Origin of the sequence: Dialister invisus DSM 15470 (assembly GCF_000160055.1) — a bacterium.
GTDB classification, from domain to species: domain Bacteria; phylum Bacillota; class Negativicutes; order Veillonellales; family Dialisteraceae; genus Dialister; species Dialister invisus.
In genome coordinates this window covers 317,014-337,573 of record NZ_GG698602.1, presented here as the reverse complement: position 1 = coordinate 337,573, position 20,560 = coordinate 317,014, and the positions used below count along the sequence as shown (strand labels likewise).

Here is a 20,560-nt window from a genome sequence, read left to right as displayed (position 1 = left end):
TATGGTAACGGCAGAAATTATAAAAAAAGCGGAAGAATTACGAAAAAAGCTGCGCTATCACAGTTATTTATATTATGTACTGGATAAGCCTGAAATTACAGATTTTGAATTTGACCGCTTGTATCGGTCACTTGTGGATCTGGAAAAAGAATACCCTGAAATAGTAACGCCTGATTCGCCAACCCAAAGAGTCGGAGGGAAAGCATCGGATGATTTCAGGAAGATTCCTTTTAAAAAGCCGATGTTGAGTCTGGCAAATGCTTTCAGTGCGGAAGAACTTCGTGATTTTGACCGGCGTGTCCATGGCGGCATAGGTGCAATGCCTGTGGAATATATCACAGAACTTAAAATTGACGGACTTTCTATGAATCTCATTTACGAGAATGGATCATTAATGCAGGGACTGACGCGGGGAGATGGGAAGGTAGGCGAAGATGTAACATCAAATGTAAAGACAATTAAAACAATTCCTTTATATATTGAAAACGCGCCTGCCTATATGGAAGTTCGCGGTGAGGTATATATGCCTCGTAAAAGTTTTATTGCGTTGAATGAAGAACGTGATGAGGCGGGAATGATGCCTTTTGCTAACTGCAGAAATGCAGCGGCAGGATCACTTCGCCAATTGGATCCCAAAGTAACGGCTGCGCGGAACCTGGATTTTTTTGCTTATGCGCTGGGGGCAGAAGAGGGATTGGATATTTCCTCACAGGATGATCTGCTTCTGCAGTTGAAGAAATTTCATTTCCGTGTAAATCCCCATTATCGAAAATGGGATTCCATAGAGGGGGTTATCACAGGAGTCCGGGAATGGGAAAAGAAGCGTCGTGAACTGGACTATGATACTGACGGAATGGTCATTAAAGTAAATGATTTCCGGCAGCAGGAATTATTGGGTGCTACGGGGAAAGATCCGAAGTGGGCTATAGCATATAAGTATCCGCCGGAGGAAGCGGTTACAAAAATAGAAAAGATTGTTGTTTCTATGGGGCGGACCGGCGTACTGACACCGTCGGCTGATTTGACACCTGTCCGCTTGGCCGGCACGACGGTAAAAAGGGCAACACTTCATAACCTGGATTTTATTCGGGAAAAAGATATTCGCGAAGGAGATACCGTTATCATTTACAAAGCCGGTGAAATTATTCCTGAAATAGCAGCTGTCTTAAAAGAAAAGAGAAATGGCAGTGAAAAGGAATTTGAGATGCCCGAAAATTGTCCGGTATGTGGAAATTCCATACGAAGGATCGATACGGAAGCGGCATTCCGTTGTATAAATCCTGCCTGTGGCGGTGTGGTTCGTGAAAAGCTCATTCACTTCGCTTCTCGTGATGCGATGGACATAGAAGGCTTGGGCCCTGCGGTGGTAGACAGTTTGCTTGCATATCGGCTGGTTGCGGATGCGGCGGATTTCTATGCGTTAAAAGAAGATGATTTGCGGCAGATTGAGCGAATGGGTGAAAAAAGTGCAGCTAATCTAATTACTGCTATTCGTGCCAGTAAAGAACGAGGACTTGCCAAATTGCTTTTCGGTCTTGGGATACGTTTCCTTGGAGAAAAAGGCAGTGAGCTGGCAGCTCATTATTTTCATACGATAGATGCTATTATGGCTGCTGATGTGGAAACGATTGAAGAAACGGAAGGGATCGGTAAAATAACGGCAAAAAGTTTATATGACTATTTTCATGATGAGAAAAACATAGAAATGATTAATAAATTAAAAAATGCCGGCGTCTTAATGGAGGAAATTAAAGAAGAATCGGAAAGCGGGATGTTTTCCGGGGAATCTGTTGTACTTACAGGAAAACTTGCAGTTATGGGAAGGCGTGAGGCATCAGAATTGATCAAGCGTCTGGGGGGAACGACACAAAGTTCTGTGACGAATATCACTACTCTCGTTGTGGCGGGGGAAGATGCAGGAAGTAAGTTGGAAAAAGCAAGAGCGAAGGGCATTCCGGTGATAGATGAACAAGAGTTTCTGAAACGTGCGGGGGTGGGAATAAAAGAATAAACGGTATCAGAACTTGTATGTTATAATTATGGCGTATTTATAGTTATTAATAGTAAGGGAGTGGATCTATGAAAATCAGGATAGAGGAAGCGCGGAAAATAGCACTTCTTTCCCGTCTGGAGTTCAGTGCAGAAGATCTGGAAAAAATGCGTGAATCTATGAACAGTATTCTCACCCATATGGAAGAATTGAATCAACATGATACGTATGGCGTAGAACCGACGGCTCATGCGGTAGAACAGTATAATGTCATGCGTGAAGATGAACCGCATCAGTCTTTATCAAATGAGGAAGCACTTTTTAATGCGCCGGAAAAAGAAGGCGGTTATTTTAAAGTGCCTAAAATTATATAGGAGGTACAGTGGTGGAGTATACAATTCATGGTCTTCATGAAAAACTTGTCAATAAAGATATATCTTCTGTAGAATTAACAAAAAAGATTATTGCCCATCGGAATCTTGTGGAAGGGGAGATCCATGCATTTTTGTCGATGAGCGATGAAACGGCGTTGGAGAGGGCGGCAGAAGTAGATAAAAAAATTGCTTCAGGAGAAAGGATTTCTGAACTGGCAGGGATTCCCGGGGCAATTAAAGATAATATGTGCATTAAGGGACAGCCCTGTACAGCTGCATCGAAAATGCTGGAGAATTTTATAGCTCCTTATAATGCTACAGTCATTGAAAAATTAGAAAGCTGTGACTATATTTCTCTCGGTAAATTGAATATGGATGAATTTGCTATGGGGAGCAGTACGGAGTGTTCTTATTTCGGGCCTACCCATAACCCCTGGAATCTGGAAAGTGTTCCCGGCGGTTCCTCCGGCGGCAGTGCGGCGGCAGTAGCTGCTAATGAAGCAATTTGGACTCTTGGTTCTGATACCGGCGGATCCATCCGGCAGCCTGCTTCTTTTACCGGGATTGTAGGTCTTAAGCCAACGTATGGTCTTGTTTCCCGCTATGGGCTTTTGGCATTTGCTTCGTCACTGGACCAGATCGGCCCGTTGACCAAGGACGTGACTGACGCAGCTATCGTTTTAAATGCTATTGCGGGTTACGACCATCGGGATTCCACGTCTATCCGTATGGAAAAGAAGGATTACAAGAAAGCTCTTATAAAAGATGTAAAAGGATTTCGTATCGGTGTGCCCCGAGAATTCTTCGGTGAAGGAATCGGGGAAGAAACAAAAGAAGCAATTAAATCGGCGCTTGCTTATTATGAAAAAGAGGGAGCTGAAATCGTGGATGTTTCTATCCCCCATATTACCAGCGGTGTAGATGTGTATTATATCATTGCTCCTGCGGAAGCAAGTTCCAATCTGGCGCGTTATGACGGCGTCGGATTTGGTTACCGTGCTTCAGGAAAAGATATTGTGGATATGTATATTAAGAGCAGAAGTACGGGATTTGGCGAAGAAGTCAAGCGTCGTATCATGATTGGCAACTATGTACTTTCTGCAGGTTATTATGATGCATACTACCTGACTGCGCTGAAAGTCCGCACTCTTTTGAAGCGGGAGTTTGAAAAAGCTTTTGAGCGGTGTGATATTCTTGCAGCACCTTCTGCATCAGGAACTGCCTTCAAATTTGACGCTTTTTCGGATCCGCTGGCGCTGTATATGGAAGATATCTGTACGGTGCCGGTTAATTTGATTGGTGCACCCTCCATCAGCATTCCTGTCGGATTTAAAGATGGGATGCCTCTTGGTATGCAGCTTATCGGACCGACGCTTGGAGAAGAAAAGATTCTGCAGGCTGCCTATACGTTTGAACAGGATCATCCTGAATTTACGAAGACAGCGCCGAAAGGAGAGTTTGAATGAAATACGAAGTTGTCATTGGTCTTGAAGTCCACACGGAGTTGAGAACAAAAACAAAAATTTTCTGCGGCTGTAAAACTTCTTTTGGTGCAGATCCCAATACAAATGTATGTCCTGTATGTCTTGGGCTTCCCGGTGTGCTTCCTGTCTTAAACAGAAAAGTGTTGGAATTCGGTGTAAGAGCGGGATTAGCTTTGAATTGTGAAATTGCCCGATTCAGTAAATTTGATAGAAAAAATTATTATTATCCGGATCTGCCAAAAAATTTCCAGACGTCTCAATTTGATTTGCCGATTTGTGGTCCTGGATTCCTTGATGTGGAAGTAGAAGGGGAAAAGAAGCATATCCGCATTACTCGTGCCCATATGGAAGAGGATGCCGGCAAGCTGGTGCATCATGGCAATTCCATTACGGATTCTGACTATTCTTTGGTGGATTATAACCGCACGGGAACACCGCTGCTGGAGATCGTTTCTGAACCGGATATGCGTTCTGCGAAAGAAGCAGTGGCCTACATGGAGAAATTGCGTGCGATTCTCCAATATGTGGAAATCTCCGACTGCCGTATGGAAGAAGGCAGTCTCCGTTGTGATGCCAATGTTTCAGTTCGTCCTATTGGACAGAAAGAATTGGGGACAAAAACGGAAATTAAAAATATCAACTCTTTCAGAGGTGTTGAAAGGGCTATTGAATATGAAGCGCTTCGTCAGGCGGAACTTTTGGAAGAAGGCGGGAAGATTATTCAGGAAACAAGAACATGGGATGAAAAAGAAGGTATAACCAAAAGTATGCGTTCCAAGGAAGAAGCCAATGACTATCGTTATTTTCCTGAACCGGATCTTGTACCGTTTACAGTAAGCAAAGAGTATATTGAAGAAATACGGAAAACGCTTCCTGAACTTCCCGATGCAAGAAAAGAAAGATATATGAGATGTTTCGGGCTTTCTTCTGAAGATGCGGTTATGATGACAAATGATAAGGGGCGGTCGGATTATTTCGAAGCGGTTGTTAAGGCGGGGGCCGATCCCAAAGCCGCTGTAAACTGGTTGATGGGAGAATTTGCGAGCCAGCTGTCCACTGATGGAATTGAAATCGCGGCGGCTCCTGTTACTGCTGAAAATTTGGCAGAATTGCTGAAGTTGATTAGTAAAGGGACGATTTCCGGTAAAATTGCAAAGAAGGTCTTTGCGGATATGTGGAAAGATGGCGGTGGCGCGGAAGAAATCGTCAGAGTAAAAGGTCTTACCCAGATTAGTGATACAGGAGAATTGAAGGGGCTGGTTGCAGCCGTTATTGCCGAGCATCCCCAGGCTGTTGCCGACTTCAAGGCAGGGAAGAAGAAAGCTGTGGGGGCTCTTGTAGGGCAGATTATGAAAGCAACAAAAGGACAGGCCAATCCGCAGGTGGTTAATCAGCTTCTTGCCAAGAAATTATCTGAATTATGAGTGAAAACAATCAGAACGAGGTAAGGAAAGAACCGCATGTCATGTCCAGAGATGATGTGAATGACTATGACGGACTGACGTTGAATGAGCAAGGGGAGCAGGAAGAACGGTCTGCAGAAGATTCTTTCATCCATATATATATGATTCATATTCATGAATTGCCATGGTGGAAGAAACTGTTGGGAGGGTTAGGTATCGCCGTTTTTATACTGCTGGGATTGGTATTGGTGTGGCTGTTCTTTATCTATGGAGCTATTGTTTTAGCCACAGTTGCAATAATCTATTTCATAAGGAAATATCTTTTAAAATAATCGAGAAACGGGTGTCAGGCAGGCATCCGTTTTCATTTTCTTATATACAGTATCGATAAAAAACGATATAATGATGTAGGAAATACATTTTATATCATGGTAAAGAATAGGGTTTAAAAGGAGAATTTGTATGGGAAATGCCAAAATTGAAAGACAATATATGGGAAAGATGACGCCTTTCAGGCTGGCAGCTCCTTTTCAGCCTATGGGGGATCAGCCTGAAGCAGTGAAGTCGCTGACAGATGGTTTGAGAGATGGACATTGGGCGCAGGTTTTGCTGGGGGCTACGGGTACGGGAAAAACTTTCACGATGGCAAAAGTGATTGAAGAAATGCAGCGTCCGACACTGATTATTTCCCCAAATAAAACATTGGCGGCACAGACTGCCAGTGAATTTAAGGATTTCTTTCCTGATAACGCGGTGTATTATTTTGTGAGTTACTATGATTATTTTCAGCCTGAATCCTACATACCGCAGACGGATACATATATAGAAAAAGATTCCTCAAGAAACGAGGAGATTGATCGTCTTCGCCATTCTGCAACAATGGCTCTTTTTGAGAGGCGTGATGTTATTATCGTGGCATCAGTTTCCTGCATTTACGGATTAGGAGATCCGGAGGATTACAGTACACTGGGATTGTCACTTCGGCCCGGTGAAGAAATCACGCGGGATCAAATTCTCTTGCGCTTGGTAGATATGCAGTATTTGCGGAATGATCTTAATTTTACCCGCGATACGTTCCGTGTAAGAGGTGATACAATTGATGTGTTTCCTGCATCTTCCAATAATACGGCAGTGCGGATAGAAATGTTTGGTGATGAAATTGAATCCCTGTACGAATTTGATGTTTTGACAGGTGCCACAGTGGCGGAACGGGATCATATCGGAATATTTCCCGCATCCCACTATGTAACAACTTCCGGGAAGTTAAAAAATGCCATTGCTAAAATTAAGGTGGAGTTGGAAGAGCGCCTGAAGGAGCTTCGGGAGCAGGATCGTATTTTAGAAGCACAGCGTCTCATGCAGCGGACAAATTATGATTTGGAGATGATGCAGGAAGTGGGGTATTGCTCAGGTATCGAAAATTATTCGCGCCATATGTCGGATCGCAGACCGGGAGACCCTCCATATACACTGCTTGATTATTTTCCTGATGACTATATGATTATGATTGATGAATCCCATATTACCGTACCTCAGCTTCATGCCATGTACAATGGAGACCAGTCGCGAAAACACACGCTTGTGGATTATGGGTTCCGTCTGCCAAGCGCGCTGGATAACCGTCCCCTGACTTTTGAGGAATTTACGGACCGAATCAATCAGATCATTTATGTTTCCGCTACGCCGGGCCGTTATGAAATGAGTGTGCAGACAAATATGGCGGAGCAGATTATCCGTCCTACAGGCCTGTTGGACCCCAGCGTAGAGGTCCGTCCTATCGAAGGACAGATGGATGATTTGCTGGGAGAAATTCATAAACGGGAAGCAGTCAATGAACGGGTTTTGATTACTACGTTGACGAAGAAAATGGCGGAAGATTTAACGGACTTTTTAAATGAAGCAGGAGTGAAAGTCAGATATCTCCATTCCGATGTGGCGACAATTGAACGGGCGGAGATTATCCGGGATCTCCGTGCCGGTGAGTTTGATGTGCTTGTGGGAATAAATCTCCTTCGTGAAGGGTTGGATATGCCGGAGGTCTCTCTGGTGGCCATTTTAGATGCCGATAAAGAGGGTTTTTTGCGTAATGAAACATCCATGATACAGGTTATCGGCCGTGCGGCGAGAAATGCTCATGGACATGTCATCATGTATGCGGATCGTATGACAAAATCCATGAAGTATGCGATCGAGGAAACGAACCGCAGAAGAAAAATTCAGGAAGCTTATAATACAAAACATCATATCGTGCCGAAAACAATCCGAAAAAAAGTAAAGGATTTAATTGAACTTACTAAAATCAGTGAAAGTACGGAAACGTACGGAAGTGGAGATCAATCCGTTGAAAATTTGTCTGATGAAGAACTGTATAATCGGATGAAGAATTCTGAGCGGAACATGAAACGGGCGGCAAAAGCGATGGAGTTTGAAGAGGCTGCCTTGTGGCGGGATCGGCTTGCCGGACTTCGCCAGCAGTGGAGTGATCGGTACGGTTCCCGTGCGGATTCAGCTTTGAGGCGCCAGGAAAGCCAGAATAAGAGAATCAATCGTCCTCTTAAAAAGAGAATCTGAGATAACGGAAGGATAATTATGGAAAAAGGAATTGTTATACAAGGGGCAAGACAGAATAATTTAAAAAATATCAATCTGACACTCCCGAGAAATAAATTGATTGTATTCAGCGGTCTTTCGGGATCAGGAAAATCTTCCCTTGCTTTTGACACAATTTATGCGGAGGGACAAAGAAAATATGTAGAATCGCTTTCTGCTTACGCACGACAGTTCTTGGGGCAGATGAATAAACCGGATATTGATAAAATTGAAGGCTTATCCCCTGCTATTTCCATTGATCAGAAATCAACAAGCCACAATCCGCGTTCTACAGTAGGAACGGTTACGGAAATTCATGATTATCTCCGTATGCTCTATGCCCATGCAAGCCGCGCTTTTTGTCCTCATTGCGGCAAACCGATTGAGAGGCAGACGACGGATCAGATCGTAGATGCCCTGATTGATTTGGGAGACCGCACTAAATTGATGATTCTTGGACCTGTGGCAGTCAGTCAAAAAGGAACGCATAAGAAGCTTCTGGAAGAATTGCGGAAAGAAGGTTATGTACGTGTGCGTGCGGACAATATACTGTATTCTCTTTCCGATGAAATTATTCTTGAGAAAAACAAAAAACATACTATTGAAGTCGTGATAGACAGGATCATTATTAAGGAGGGGATTGCCAAGCGGTTGACCGATTCCGTAGAAGCGGCGCTTAAATTGGGGGACGGTATGATGATTGCCGCTGTAGTGGATGGAAATGATCATATTTTCAGTTCCCATTTTGCCTGTCCTGATTGTGGCATTTCTTTACCGAAGCCGGTGCCGCGGATTTTTTCTTTCAATAATCCTTTCGGTGCCTGTCCTGCGTGTATGGGGCTTGGTTCCTCTTTGGAGGCGGATTTTAACAGGATTATCCCTAATCGGGAGATATCCTTCCGTTTGGGGGCAATTAAGCCGTTTCCTTATAACAGGGATACCTGGCTTTACAGACAGCTTGATGCCTTTCTTGAAGGTTACAAGCTTACCATGGATTGTTGTTATAATGATCTGCCGGAAAAAGCAAAAGTGGAATTCCAGCAGGGAGGTGCTGACCTGTTGGCGTTCAGTTATACGAACATGGAGGGGGAAACTAAAGAGTACCACCGTGCTTTTGAAGGAATCATTCCTATGACAAAAAGGAGATATGAGGAGGCGTGGACAGACAAGATGAAAGAAACGCTCTCCAATTTTCTGATTGAAAAGCCGTGTCCTGTTTGCCACGGGGCCCGTCTTCGTCCAGAAAGCCTTGCTTTTCGCGTAGGTAATAAAAATATAGCGGAAATTTCCGATATGGCCGTATCGGATCTTTTACCATTTTTTGATAATCTTGATCTGACGGAAAAGGAAAAAATCATTGCAGAACAGATTCTTCATGAGATTCATAACCGTCTTACCTTTTTAATCAATGTGGGATTGGATTATCTTACTTTATCCCGTACGGCGACTACACTTTCCGGCGGGGAAGCACAGCGGATCAGGCTGGCAACACAGATCGGATCCGGTCTTGTAGGCGTTCTGTATATTCTCGACGAACCTTCGATTGGCCTCCATCAGAGGGATAATGATAAATTACTGGATACACTGAAAGGGATGCGGGATCTGGGCAATACGCTGATTGTTGTGGAGCATGATGAAGATACCATCCGTGCAGCCGACTGGATTGTGGATATCGGTCCGGGCGCTGGCGAACAGGGCGGCCGTGTAGTGGCGGAAGGAACGCTTGAACAGGTGGAGGCAGTAAAAGATTCTTTAACCGGGCAATATCTGAAAGGCAGCCGATATATTCCTTTGCCGCCCAAAAGACGCACCGGGAACGGGATGTCCCTTATAATTAAAGGTGCATCGGAACATAATCTGAAACATATTGATGTAAGGATTCCTTTAGGGGCGTTTTCCGTAGTGACAGGAGAATCGGGGTCAGGAAAAAGTACTCTGATTAATGAGATTTTATATCAGGGATTATCTAATATAAAAAATCGTACTTCTTATGGAAATGCCGCTTTTGAAGCGATTGAAGGCGCGGAATATGTGGATAAGATCGTTAATATAGATCAGCAGCCTATCGGTAGGACGCCCCGTTCCAATGCGGCGACCTATACAAGCCTTTTTAGTGATATCCGTGAACTGTTCAGCCAGACTTCGGAAGCAAAAATGCGTGGATATAAGCCGGGGCGGTTTAGTTTCAATGTAAAAGGCGGACGATGCGAAGCCTGCCATGGTGACGGTATTATAAAAATTGAAATGCAGTTCCTTTCAGATGTCTATGTACCTTGTGAAGTGTGCCATGGTGCAAGGTATAACAGAGAGACATTGGAAGTCCGTTATAAAGGGAAAAATATTTCTGATGTACTTAATATGACGGTGGATGAGGCAATTCCGTTTTTTGAGAATCATGATAAGATTTTGCGTAAACTGCGGACTTTGCAGGAAGTGGGACTCGGATATATTCATCTGGGACAGCCTGCTACAACCATGTCCGGCGGTGAAGCGCAGCGTGTGAAACTGGCGACGGAACTCATGAGGAGAGATACGGGAGATACACTGTATATCCTTGATGAACCGACCACAGGACTTCACAGTGAAGATATTCGAAAATTACTGGTGATTTTACAGAAGCTGGTAGATCAGGGAAATACGGTAGTCGTTATTGAGCACAACCTTGATGTGGTTAAAGTGGCGGACTATATTATCGATTTGGGGCCCGAAGGGGGAGATAAGGGCGGAGAAGTAGTAGCTTTTGGTACTCCTGAGGAAATCTGCAAAGTCAAACGCTCCTATACGGGGCAGTACTTAAAACCTGTTATAGAACGGACCAGGAAATTGATGAAGGAACATCATGGAGACGATTAATACATTAATACGGGCAAAAGTAGATGCGTTGCCTGATTCTCCCGGCGTATATCGTTGGAAAGATAAAGACGGACGCGTTATTTATGTAGGGAAGGCCGTCAATTTAAAAAACAGAGTTCGTTCCTATTTGAGGGAAGATAAGAACCGCTCTCCTAAAGTGGCAGCCATGATCCGTCATGCAGCGGATTTGGATATCACCATGACGGCAACAGAGATGGAAGCTCTTATTTTGGAATGCAATCTGATTAAAGAACTGCACCCGAAGTACAATATTTCCCTCCGTGATGATAAATCTTATCCCTATGTGAAAATCACGGTTAATGAAAAATGGCCGCGTATTCTTGTGACAAGAAATATCAGAAGAGATGATGGTGCTAAATATTTCGGCCCTTTTACTGATGTAGGGAGTCTGCGAAAAACGTTGAGTCTTATCCGCAGGCTGTATCCGATTAGGACCTGCCGGAGTATGAAGGTCAGCCGTCCATGCCTTCAATACCATATGAATCTGTGCTGTGCTCCTTGCTGGAATCACTGCACAGAAGAGCAATACCATGAGTATGTAGTAAAAACCTGTGATTTATTTGAAGGGAAAAATACGGAGCTTGTAAAGGCATTGCAAAAAGATATGGAGTCGGCATCGGAAGAAATGAATTTTGAACGTGCGGCGGTGCTCAGGGATCAGCTTCATGCTGTACAGAGTGTGCAGCAGAGGCAAAATATCGTTTCCAAAGAGGGTGATTTTGATGTGGTGGGGATGTCACGTCTTGATGAACACGCCGGTTTGGAAATTTTTTATATCCGTTACGGGAAAATGGTGGGGAAAGAAAATCTCAGTATTCCCGACAGTCTTCATGAAACGGATGAGGATATTATCGCGGCATTTATTAAAAATTTTTACGGTGCGAATCCATCTTCTGTACCGAAGGAAATCATACTGCCGATTTTGCCGCAGGAATCATTGCTTTTAACTGCGTGGCTGTCAAAACTTCGCAACGGTGATGTCAAAATATATGTTCCTGAACGTGGATTTAAGCGCAGATTGAAAGACATGGCGCAGTCTAACGCTGCGAAATACTTGGCGGATAAAAAATTACAATGGGAATATCAGGATGCCCGTGAACAAGGCGCTGTGAATAAATTGAAAGAACTGCTCCATTTGCCAAAGCTGCCTGAACGGATAGAATGTTTTGATATTTCTCATAATCAGGGTGCCGAAACTACAGGATCCATGGTTGTATTTGAAAGCGGACGCCCCAATAAAAAGGAATACCGCAGATTCAAACTGCAGTCGACTCAGGGGACGCCCGATGATTTCAAGTCTATGGCAGAAGTTATGGCACGGAGATATGGTATAGAAACCAAGTGGCCAAGACCGGATTTGATTGTTCTCGACGGCGGCAAAGGCCAGCTGGATGCTGCGCTTCCGGTGATCCGAAGCTGTGGAATTGATACACCGGTCATTGGCCTTGCCAAGCGTATGGAAGAAATCTATGTGGAAGGGCAGACGGATCCGATTATCATTGATCCGCATGAGCCGGCGCTGCAGCTCCTGCAATTTATTCGTGATGAAGCCCATCGTTTTGTTATCACTTATCATAGAAAGTGGACGACAAAAAGGAATACGGAATCCATATTGGATCATATTGCGGGAATCGGACCACAGCGTAGAAATGCACTGTGGCATGCTTTCCGTTCGCTTGATGAAATGCGGAATGCGACAGTGGAGGAACTTACCCGTGTGAAAGGGATGAATAAAACGGCAGCAGAAAATGTTTTCCGGTTTTTCAGGATGAAGAAGGACGAAAAACGAATGTTGGTGGAAGGATTTATTGATAGGGAAAGAGATGATTTATCGAAATTTTAAAAGAGATATTGAAGTAATATCTCTTGAGAAAGTGCTTTTAAAACCGGAAGTAAAAAAATGAAGAAATTGAGGGTTCCCATTTTTTGATTCGCAATGAAACTTATTGACAAACACAAAGCTGCCCCGTATAATGATGAAGTTGAATATTATTTGATGTTGTCAATATACAGCATACAAGACAGCAAAAGGTCCGATCGGTAAGGAGGTGCAAGAAATGCCAAGTCCAAAGAGTAAACATTCCAAATCTCGTCGGGATAAAAGACGTGCCAATTGGAAGCTGACCGTTCCGGGTCTGGTAGAATGTCCACAGTGCCATGCAATGAAATTGCCGCATCATGTTTGTCCGGTATGTGGTTTCTATAAAGGAAGATCAGTTATTCAAGCAAAGACAGAAGAATAATTCTTCACAATAATACATTCCATGTTCAATGGAGTGTATTTTTTATGCATAATGGATAGAAGACATTAGAAGAGGATTCCTTTAAGCATTTCATGGAAAAGTGTGCTACAATATATGGCAATTAATTCTGCCTATGATAAGGCAGAAAGTATAGGAGGATGAGTAGAATGGTAGGAAAAAAGTGGAGAAAAGCAGCAGCAGCAGGTATTGCGGGAGTTTTAGCCGTAGGAGTTTTGGCAGGATGTGGAAATTCATCCGGCACGGGCAGCAACGGAAAAATGAAAATAGGAGTTGTACAAATTGTACAGCATCCGGCACTTGATGAATCAAATAGGGGATTTGTCGATGCTTTGGCTGCGAGGGGACTAAAGGACAAGATTGAAATTGACCAGCAGAATGCACAGGGAGATCAGTCTAATTTACGTTCTATTGCCAATCGATTCGTGTCAGGGAATTATAATTTGATTTGCGCTATTTCTACGCCGGCTGCGCAGGCTATGGCGAATGCCACAAATCAAATCCCGATTATTTGTACGGCTATTGCTGATTATGAAAATGCGAAGCTTATGAAATCGGAAAAGATGCCTGATGCTAATGTGACCGGTACTCATGACCGCGGTCCCTTGGAGAAGCAGGTTTCTTTGATTCGTGAGATTATTCCGAATGTTAAAAGAATCGGGATTATTTACAATTCCAGCGAAATCAATTCTGTTGTGCAGGCAAAAAGATTGAAAGAAGTATGTGTACCGTTGGGGATTGATGTGGCGGAACTGACAGTAAATTCGGTTAATGATGTGCAGCAGGTGGCGGAAGGTTTCCTGGGGGGCAACGTAGAAGCTATTTTTATTCCGACTGATAATATTATTGCATCGTCTATTCCAACATTGATGTCCGTAGCCAATAAAGAAAAAATTCCTGTTTTTGGTGCTGAAGTGGGGCATGTAAAGTCTGGGGTTTTGGCTTCGGAATCAATCAGTTTCTATGATATTGGAAAGCGAGCAGGTCAAATGGCCGCAGATATCCTTGAAGGGAAAAAGCAGATAAAGGATTTCCCTGTAGAAGGCGCAGCTAACTCCAAGCTGTATATCAATAAAGCAGAAATGGAAAATTTAGGAATACAGATTCCAAAGTCAGTTCTTGATCGGGCGGAACTCTTGTAGTTTTTGGGGAAAGGAATCGGTAAATGACCGCAATAAGGCGGAACTGGTGGATGCTGTTGCTGATTGCAGTTTGCGCTGTAATCGTAATGGCATCTGTCATTGATGACCATTCAGCAGTATTAAAAAAACAAATCAGGCTTATTCCACAAAAAGGATTTTATTATATCGGAATCCTGCAGAGTGATTCTTTACCGGAACAGGGAAAAATGGTTGCCGGAATAAAAGCAGCTTTGGCATCGAGGGGGTATCGGGAAAAAGATAATATCCGGATTGACGTTTTTTCTGCTGATGGTGATGAGAAAAAACTTGATGTCCAAGCTAAAAATTTCGTCAAAGATAAAAAAGATTTGATTATTACAGTGGGAACTGATGCGACGAAAGCTTGTGTCCTTGAAACAAAGTCCGTTCCCATTGTAGGTGTGGGAATGCTTCCACCGGAAAGTAATAATTTTTTTGATAATAGTTATAATCTGACAGGAATCAGTGATATGCCTGCAGTACTGAACCAAATACGTATGGCGGCAAAGGTGCTTTCCCTTCAAACCGTTGGAATTATTTTTAATCCGAAAGATGAAGGGGCTGTGATCCAACTGAATCTGCTTCGAGATGCAAGTGAAAAAAAGGGGATTCATATTTATGAAGTGGCTTTTGATGAAAAAGAGGATCCCATCAGTCAGATAGAAAAGTTTAGCGGACACGTAGATGCGGTATATATTCCTGCAGATGAAACCGTTCTAAAGTCTTTTGATGAGATCGTGAAGCATTTGATGAAACTTGGTATTCCGGTTATTGGAGAAAATGCGGAAATGGTCAGGAGAGGAGCCTTGCTTTCTGTATCTGCAGAGTATTATCGTATGGGATTCAGTGGCGGCCGGATTGCTTCAGAATTGCTGGATGGGAAAAAGAAACCTTATGAAATCGGTATTACCAAGCAGATCGATCCTGATTGGATCGTGAACATGTCTGTAGCAAAAACATTGAAGAAAGAACTGCCTTACGACGTGTGGCAGAAAGCAAGAAAATTATATTTGTATGACGGGCAGGCGGCAAGACCGTAGCCTGTTTTGCGGGGTGAAATTGATGTTTGATCTATTTATATCTACAGTTGCCCAGGGACTTATGTGGTCTATGCTGGCAATTGGAGTCTTTTTATCTTTCCGTGTTCTTGACGTACCGGACATGACTTGTGAAGGCAGCTTTCCTCTCGGAGGAGCTGTTGCCGCTTCACTTATTTCTTCAAATGTAAATCCCGGCTGGGGGATTCTTAGTGCTATGATCTGCGGTGCCGCAGCAGGAGTTATCACAGGTGTTTTATATACGAAATTAAAAATTCCGGCAATTCTTTCCGGAATCCTGACAATGATTGCCCTGTATTCTATTAACCTCCATGTGATGGGGAAAGCAAATATTTCTCTGCTTCGGGCAGATACAGTATTTTCTGTTACCGGTAAATTTTTCCATACGGACCCTTCTGTCAGTGCATTTATCGTTCCTTTTGTTTTTATGGTAATTATCAGTGCCTTTATCTATTGGTTTTTCGGTACTGAATTAGGCATGTGCATTCGCGCGACAGGATACAATCCACAAATGGTTCGTGCCCAAGGGGTAAATACAGATTCTATGATTATATTGGGGCTTTGTCTCAGCAATGCTCTGATTGGATTATGTGGTGCTGTAGTAGCCCAGAATAATGGTTTTGCTGATGTGGGAATGGGTATTGGTACTATCGTGATCGGCTTGGCCTCCGTGATTATTGGCGAGGTTATTCTCGGATCAGACAGTTTTTCGTCTTCTCTGATGGCGGTTGTTCTTGGTTCGATAATTTATAGGATCGTTATTGCTGCAGTACTTCATTTGGGGATGCCGCCGAATGATTTGAAGCTGTTTACTGCAATTATTGTTATGTTTGCGTTGGCGACGCCTTTGATTAAGGCGAAAGCCAATCTGGGAAAGGCAGGCTGATTATGTTAAAAATTTCACATATCAGCAAGACTTTTTTTCGGGGAACACCTAATGAAAAGAAAGCATTGATTGATTTATCACTGACTTTGAATGATGGGGATTTTTGCACTGTCATCGGTGGTAATGGTGCAGGGAAAAGTACCCTTCTGAATACTGTTTCCGGAGTTTATATTCCTGATGAAGGAACAATTGAGTTGAACGGTGCAGATGTAACACGGATGAGCGAATTCAGGCGTGCCAAATTTATTGGACGCGTGTTTCAAGATCCTATGAAAGGGACTGCAGGCGGAATGCAGTTGGAGGAAAATCTTCTTTTAGCTTCCCGCCGTGGAGAAAGCCGCCGATTGAAATGGGCTTTTTCTGATGGTGATCACGAAAAATATAGGGAAATGGTAGCCCGCCTTGATTTAGGACTTGAAGATCGTTTGGGAACAAGAATTGATCTTCTTTCAGGGGGGCAGCGCCAAGCAGTGACACTGTTGATGGCGACGCTGAAAAAGCCGGATATTCTTCTCCTTGATGAACCGACAGCTGCTTTAGATCCTAAAACTGCGGATAAGGTTCTGAAAATTACGGATGAAATTGTCAGTGAGCAGCATTTAACAACTTTGATGATTACCCATAATATGCGTGATGCTTTAAGATACGGAAACCGTCTGATTATGATGAATAGCGGACGAATTATTGCCGATTATGCAGAAGAGGAAAAACGGGAACTGACAATTGAAGTGCTCCTCAAAAAGTTTGAGGAAAATGCAGATGCATTGAGTGATAAGGTTATTCTAGGATAGGACTTGAAAAATATATGCACTCTGTGTATAATGGCTAAGGTATGAACTGCATCCCGGGATTTCGATACTCCGACGAATCACTTAGATGCGGCAATTTATTTACAGGAGGCTTAATTATGCTTACAGCAGAACAGAAAAAAGGAATTATTGCACAGTATGCGGTACATGAAGGCGATACAGGATCTCCGGAGGTGCAGATCGCTATCCTCTCCAAGAGAATCGCTCTTCTCACTGAACATCTGAAAGAACACAAGAAAGACCATCATTCCCGCCGCGGATTGCTGAAACTGGTCGGGCAGCGCAGAAACATGCTTGATTACCTTCGCCGCAGTGATATTGAAAGATACAGAATGCTTGGTGAAAAACTGGGTCTGCGCCTGAAATAGGGTGAAAAGAAAAGGAAATGACAGTAGAAAATTCTGCTGTCGTTTTTTTATGGGACTTTCGACTGTGTGCGGAGTGCAGAAAGAAAATTTATTTGATTTAGAATCTTATTAAGCATATAATAATACGGTACATATTTAAAAAGATTAGATATTATAAGGAGGAAAGGGAATGGAGAAATCCTTTCGTATGGAACTTGCCGGACGTTCGCTGATTGTTGAAACAGGAAAAATGGCAAAGCAGGCAAGTGGTGCAGTTTTGGTCAGGTACGGTGAAACCGTGGTTCTTGTAACTTCTACCGCAAGCAAAGAAGCAAGAGAGGGAATGGATTTTTTCCCGCTGACTGTTGATTACGAGGAAAAAATGTATGCCGTAGGCAAAATGCCGGGAGGCTTTCTTCGGCGTGAAGGCCGTCCGGGGAATTCAGCGATTCTGAATGCCCGACTGATTGACCGCCCGATTCGTCCTTTATTTGATAAGAGGTGCCGCAATGATATACATGTGATGGCAACAGTTCTTTCTGTAGATTATGATAATGCGCCTGAACTTTGCGGAATGCTTGGCGCATCTGCTTCTTTGGGAATTTCCGATATCCCGTGGGACGGACCGATTGCGGGTGTCCGTGTGGGCTGTGTTGACGGGAAGTTTGTCATCAATCCGACGCAGGAACAGCTCAAAGTATCCACTTTGAATATTACTGTTGCAGGTTCTGAAACAGCTATTCTAATGGTAGAAGGCGGCGCACAGGAGGCGCCGGAAGAAGATGTCCTTGACGCTATTATGTTTGGACATGAAACCATCAAAGAACTGGTGGCATTCCAAAAGAAGATTATTGAAGAAGTAGGCAAGCCGAAGCGTACATTGATCTTCCCGGAAATTCCGGAAGAGATTAAGACTGCTATTTATGCCTATGCTGAAAGACCGCTTAAAGAAGCGATTTTTAATCCGGATAAGCTGACTCGTGAAGCCCATATGGAAGAAGTAAGAAAAGAAGCGGAAGCCCATTTCAAAGAAATTTATCCTGAAAATGGTTCCGATATTGCGGAATGCTTGAATCATCTTACCAAAGAAATTGTCCGTCATATGATTTCTGTTGATAAGATTCGTCCTGATGGACGTGCATTGGATGAAATTCGCCCTATCAGCTGTGAAGTCGGCCTTCTTCCACGCGTCCACGGTTCTGCCCTGTTTACCCGCGGACAGACACAGGCACTGACCATTACTACGTTGGCACCTATGTCGGAAACACAGATCATTGATGATCTGACCCAGGAAACAGAAAAGAGATATATTCACCAGTACAATTTCCCGTCCTATTCTGTCGGTGAAACAAAGAGTTCCAGAGGGCCGGGACGGCGTGAGATCGGTCATGGCGCGCTGGCAGAAAGAGCGCTTATTCCTGTTATTCCGACAGTAGAAGAATTCCCTTACGCTATCCGCGTGGTTTCTGAAATACTGGAATCTAATGGCTCTTCTTCCCAGGCATCTGTCTGCGGGAGCACTATGTCTCTGATGAATGCAGGTGTTCCGATTAAGGCTCCGGTAGCGGGTATTGCTATGGGATTAGTTAATGAAGGTGAACATTTCACTGTTCTTACCGATATACAGGGAATGGAAGATGCGCTTGGTGATATGGATTTCAAAGTGGCAGGAACGGCGAAAGGGATCACAGCGATCCAGATGGATATCAAAATCCATGGGCTTTCCCGTGAAATTCTGCTTGCGGCTCTTCAGCAGGCACAGAAGGGCCGTATGTTTATTCTTGGAAAGATGGCCGAATGCATCGATAAACCGGCTGAACATCTGTCGCCTTATGCGCCGAAGATTATTACATTGACGATTCCGGTGGATAGAATTCGCGATGTTATCGGAAGCGGAGGAAAGATAATCAATAAAATCATCAGCGAGACCGGTGTAAAGATGGACGTTGAAGAAGATGGTCATGTATACATTGCGACACCTGACGAAGAAGCCGCACAGCGGGCAAAGAAGTGGGTGGAAGAATTGACTCATGAGGTGCAGGTGGGTGAAACTTATCTTGGTAAAGTGACACGACTTATGAAGTTTGGGGTATTTGTGGAAATCCTGCCGGGTAAAGAGGGGATGGTTCATGTATCCCAACTGGCGACGCGGCGTGTAGAAAAGCCGGAAGATGTAGTTCATGAAGGGGATGAGATTATGGTCAAGGTTACTGAAATTGATGACAAGGGCCGTATTAATCTTTCCCGCAAGGCCTTGCTCCAGGAGAAGAAATAAATGGAGGGGAAAAGGGGCTTTGAGATAGTCAGTACTTGGAAAGGTGCAGGTATTTCCCTTCCGCGGCGTAAAACTGCCATGAGTGCCGGATATGATATAGAAAGTGCTGTGGAAACAGAGGTGCTGCCGGGAGAAATAAAGGTGATTCCGACAGGACTCAAAGCATACATGGAATCTGATGAGTATCTGGCAGTCTATATCAGATCCAGCATGGCCGTTAAACATGGCATTATGCTTGCAAACAGCACCGGTATTATTGATGCGGACTACTATGGGAATGAAGATAATGAAGGGCATATTATGTGTGCTTTATATAATTCTTCTCGAAAAGCTTTCCATATTTCTAAAGGGGATCGGATTGCCCAGGGGCTGTTTATGAAATATCTTTTAACGGATGATGATCATACAGAAGGTAAGCGTATCGGCGGTATGGGAAGTACAGGTGTGCAATGAGTATTGAAAAAGAAAAAACCATTGATCATCGAATGATGTATGAAGGAAAGCTTCTTCATGTGTACTACGATAAAGTGGATATTGCCGGAGAAACTTATCGACGGGAGATTGTGGAACATCCCGGTGCTGCAGCGATTATTCCTGTGACAGAAGACAGGGAAATTCTTTTTGTAAAACAGTACCGCTATCCGATTAAGCAGGCATTGCTTGAAATTCCTGCAGGCAAGCTTGCCCGTGGTGAAGATCCCGGTGTCTGTGCGGTTCGCGAACTGGAGGAAGAAACGGGGTGTATTGGAACACTTCGTAAGATAGGAATTATTTATACAACTCCGGGATTCTGCGACGAAAAGATTCATCTGTATATAGCGGATCATCTGGTTTACACACATCAGCATTTGGATGATGGAGAATACTTGGATATTGTAAAAATACCGCTTAAAGAAGTATTTCAAATGGTTTATGAGGGGAAGATCACTGATGCGAAGACTTTATCCGCTCTTGCCATTGCCTCAGATATTCTTCACAGTGTGATATAAACCAAAATCGTTTTACTGCTTCGGTAATTCGATGATGTCCAATGTGTTCGACAAATACAGA

17 protein-coding genes are annotated in these 20,560 nt (G+C 43.6%); all 17 read left to right on the top strand.

Annotation, left to right across the window (positions count from 1 at the left end; all coding sequences use genetic code 11):
• The first annotated feature begins 1 nt into the window (after position 1).
• The 17 genes from ligA (at position 2) to GCWU000321_RS01545 (ending at position 20,499) form a co-directional block, all read left to right on the top strand.
• Positions 2–2,011, top strand: a complete 2,010-nt coding sequence (gene ligA, locus GCWU000321_RS01620) for an NAD-dependent DNA ligase LigA (RefSeq protein ID WP_007069327.1) — start codon at positions 2–4, stop codon at positions 2,009–2,011.
• Between the two features lie 68 nt (positions 2,012–2,079).
• Complete coding sequence (gene gatC, locus GCWU000321_RS01615) at positions 2,080–2,364, top strand: Asp-tRNA(Asn)/Glu-tRNA(Gln) amidotransferase subunit GatC (protein WP_007069326.1); 285 nt, start codon at positions 2,080–2,082, stop codon at positions 2,362–2,364.
• Positions 2,365–2,372: 8 nt separating this feature from the next.
• Entirely contained in the window at positions 2,373–3,830 is a 1,458-nt protein-coding gene (gene gatA / locus GCWU000321_RS01610) for an Asp-tRNA(Asn)/Glu-tRNA(Gln) amidotransferase subunit GatA (RefSeq protein ID WP_007069325.1), read from the top strand.
• Positions 3,827–5,272 carry an Asp-tRNA(Asn)/Glu-tRNA(Gln) amidotransferase subunit GatB gene (gene gatB / locus GCWU000321_RS01605; protein ID WP_007069324.1) on the top strand — a complete coding sequence of 482 codons (1,446 nt, stop codon included), beginning with the start codon at positions 3,827–3,829 and terminating at the stop codon, positions 5,270–5,272. Before gatA ends, gatB begins: the two co-directional genes overlap by 4 nt.
• Positions 5,269–5,583 carry a hypothetical protein gene (locus tag GCWU000321_RS01600; RefSeq protein WP_007069323.1) on the top strand — a complete coding sequence of 105 codons (315 nt, stop codon included), beginning with the start codon at positions 5,269–5,271 and terminating at the stop codon, positions 5,581–5,583. Before gatB ends, GCWU000321_RS01600 begins: the two co-directional genes overlap by 4 nt.
• Positions 5,584–5,713: 130 nt before the next feature.
• The gene (gene uvrB, locus GCWU000321_RS01595; RefSeq protein WP_007069321.1) at positions 5,714–7,822 is read left to right on the top strand and encodes an excinuclease ABC subunit UvrB; all 2,109 of its coding nucleotides are present in this window, start codon (positions 5,714–5,716) and stop codon (positions 7,820–7,822) included.
• An 18-nt stretch (positions 7,823–7,840) separates the two neighbouring features.
• A complete protein-coding gene (gene uvrA / locus GCWU000321_RS01590) occupies positions 7,841–10,693 on the top strand; it encodes an excinuclease ABC subunit UvrA (protein WP_007069320.1) in 2,853 nt (950 codons plus the stop codon).
• Entirely contained in the window at positions 10,680–12,557 is a 1,878-nt protein-coding gene (gene uvrC, locus GCWU000321_RS01585; protein ID WP_007069319.1) for an excinuclease ABC subunit UvrC, read from the top strand. Before uvrA ends, uvrC begins: the two co-directional genes overlap by 14 nt.
• 214 nt (positions 12,558–12,771) lie before the next feature.
• Positions 12,772–12,957, top strand: a complete 186-nt coding sequence (rpmF, locus tag GCWU000321_RS09330) for a 50S ribosomal protein L32 (RefSeq protein WP_022026778.1) — start codon at positions 12,772–12,774, stop codon at positions 12,955–12,957.
• 167 nt (positions 12,958–13,124) lie between these two features.
• Complete coding sequence (locus tag GCWU000321_RS01580; RefSeq protein ID WP_007069318.1) at positions 13,125–14,117, top strand: ABC transporter substrate-binding protein; 993 nt, start codon at positions 13,125–13,127, stop codon at positions 14,115–14,117.
• A 50-nt stretch (positions 14,118–14,167) separates the two neighbouring features.
• Positions 14,168–15,175 carry an ABC transporter substrate-binding protein gene (locus GCWU000321_RS01575; protein ID WP_040381083.1) on the top strand — a complete coding sequence of 336 codons (1,008 nt, stop codon included), beginning with the start codon at positions 14,168–14,170 and terminating at the stop codon, positions 15,173–15,175.
• Between the two features lie 22 nt (positions 15,176–15,197).
• Positions 15,198–16,079, top strand: a complete 882-nt coding sequence (locus tag GCWU000321_RS01570) for an ABC transporter permease (RefSeq protein ID WP_007069316.1) — start codon at positions 15,198–15,200, stop codon at positions 16,077–16,079.
• A gap of 2 nt (positions 16,080–16,081) precedes the next feature.
• Entirely contained in the window at positions 16,082–16,870 is a 789-nt protein-coding gene (locus tag GCWU000321_RS01565; protein ID WP_007069315.1) for an ABC transporter ATP-binding protein, read from the top strand.
• Positions 16,871–16,986: 116 nt separating this feature from the next.
• The gene (gene rpsO, locus GCWU000321_RS01560; RefSeq protein ID WP_007069314.1) at positions 16,987–17,256 is read left to right on the top strand and encodes a 30S ribosomal protein S15; all 270 of its coding nucleotides are present in this window, start codon (positions 16,987–16,989) and stop codon (positions 17,254–17,256) included.
• A 169-nt stretch (positions 17,257–17,425) separates the two neighbouring features.
• Positions 17,426–19,510, top strand: coding sequence for a polyribonucleotide nucleotidyltransferase (locus GCWU000321_RS01555; protein WP_007069313.1), 2,085 nt, complete (start codon positions 17,426–17,428; stop codon positions 19,508–19,510).
• The gene (gene dut, locus GCWU000321_RS01550; RefSeq protein ID WP_007069312.1) at positions 19,511–19,963 is read left to right on the top strand and encodes a dUTP diphosphatase; all 453 of its coding nucleotides are present in this window, start codon (positions 19,511–19,513) and stop codon (positions 19,961–19,963) included.
• Entirely contained in the window at positions 19,960–20,499 is a 540-nt protein-coding gene (locus GCWU000321_RS01545; RefSeq protein ID WP_007069311.1) for an NUDIX hydrolase, read from the top strand. The genes dut and GCWU000321_RS01545 overlap by 4 nt, the downstream gene beginning before the upstream one ends.
• The last annotated feature ends 61 nt before the right edge of the window (positions 20,500–20,560 follow it).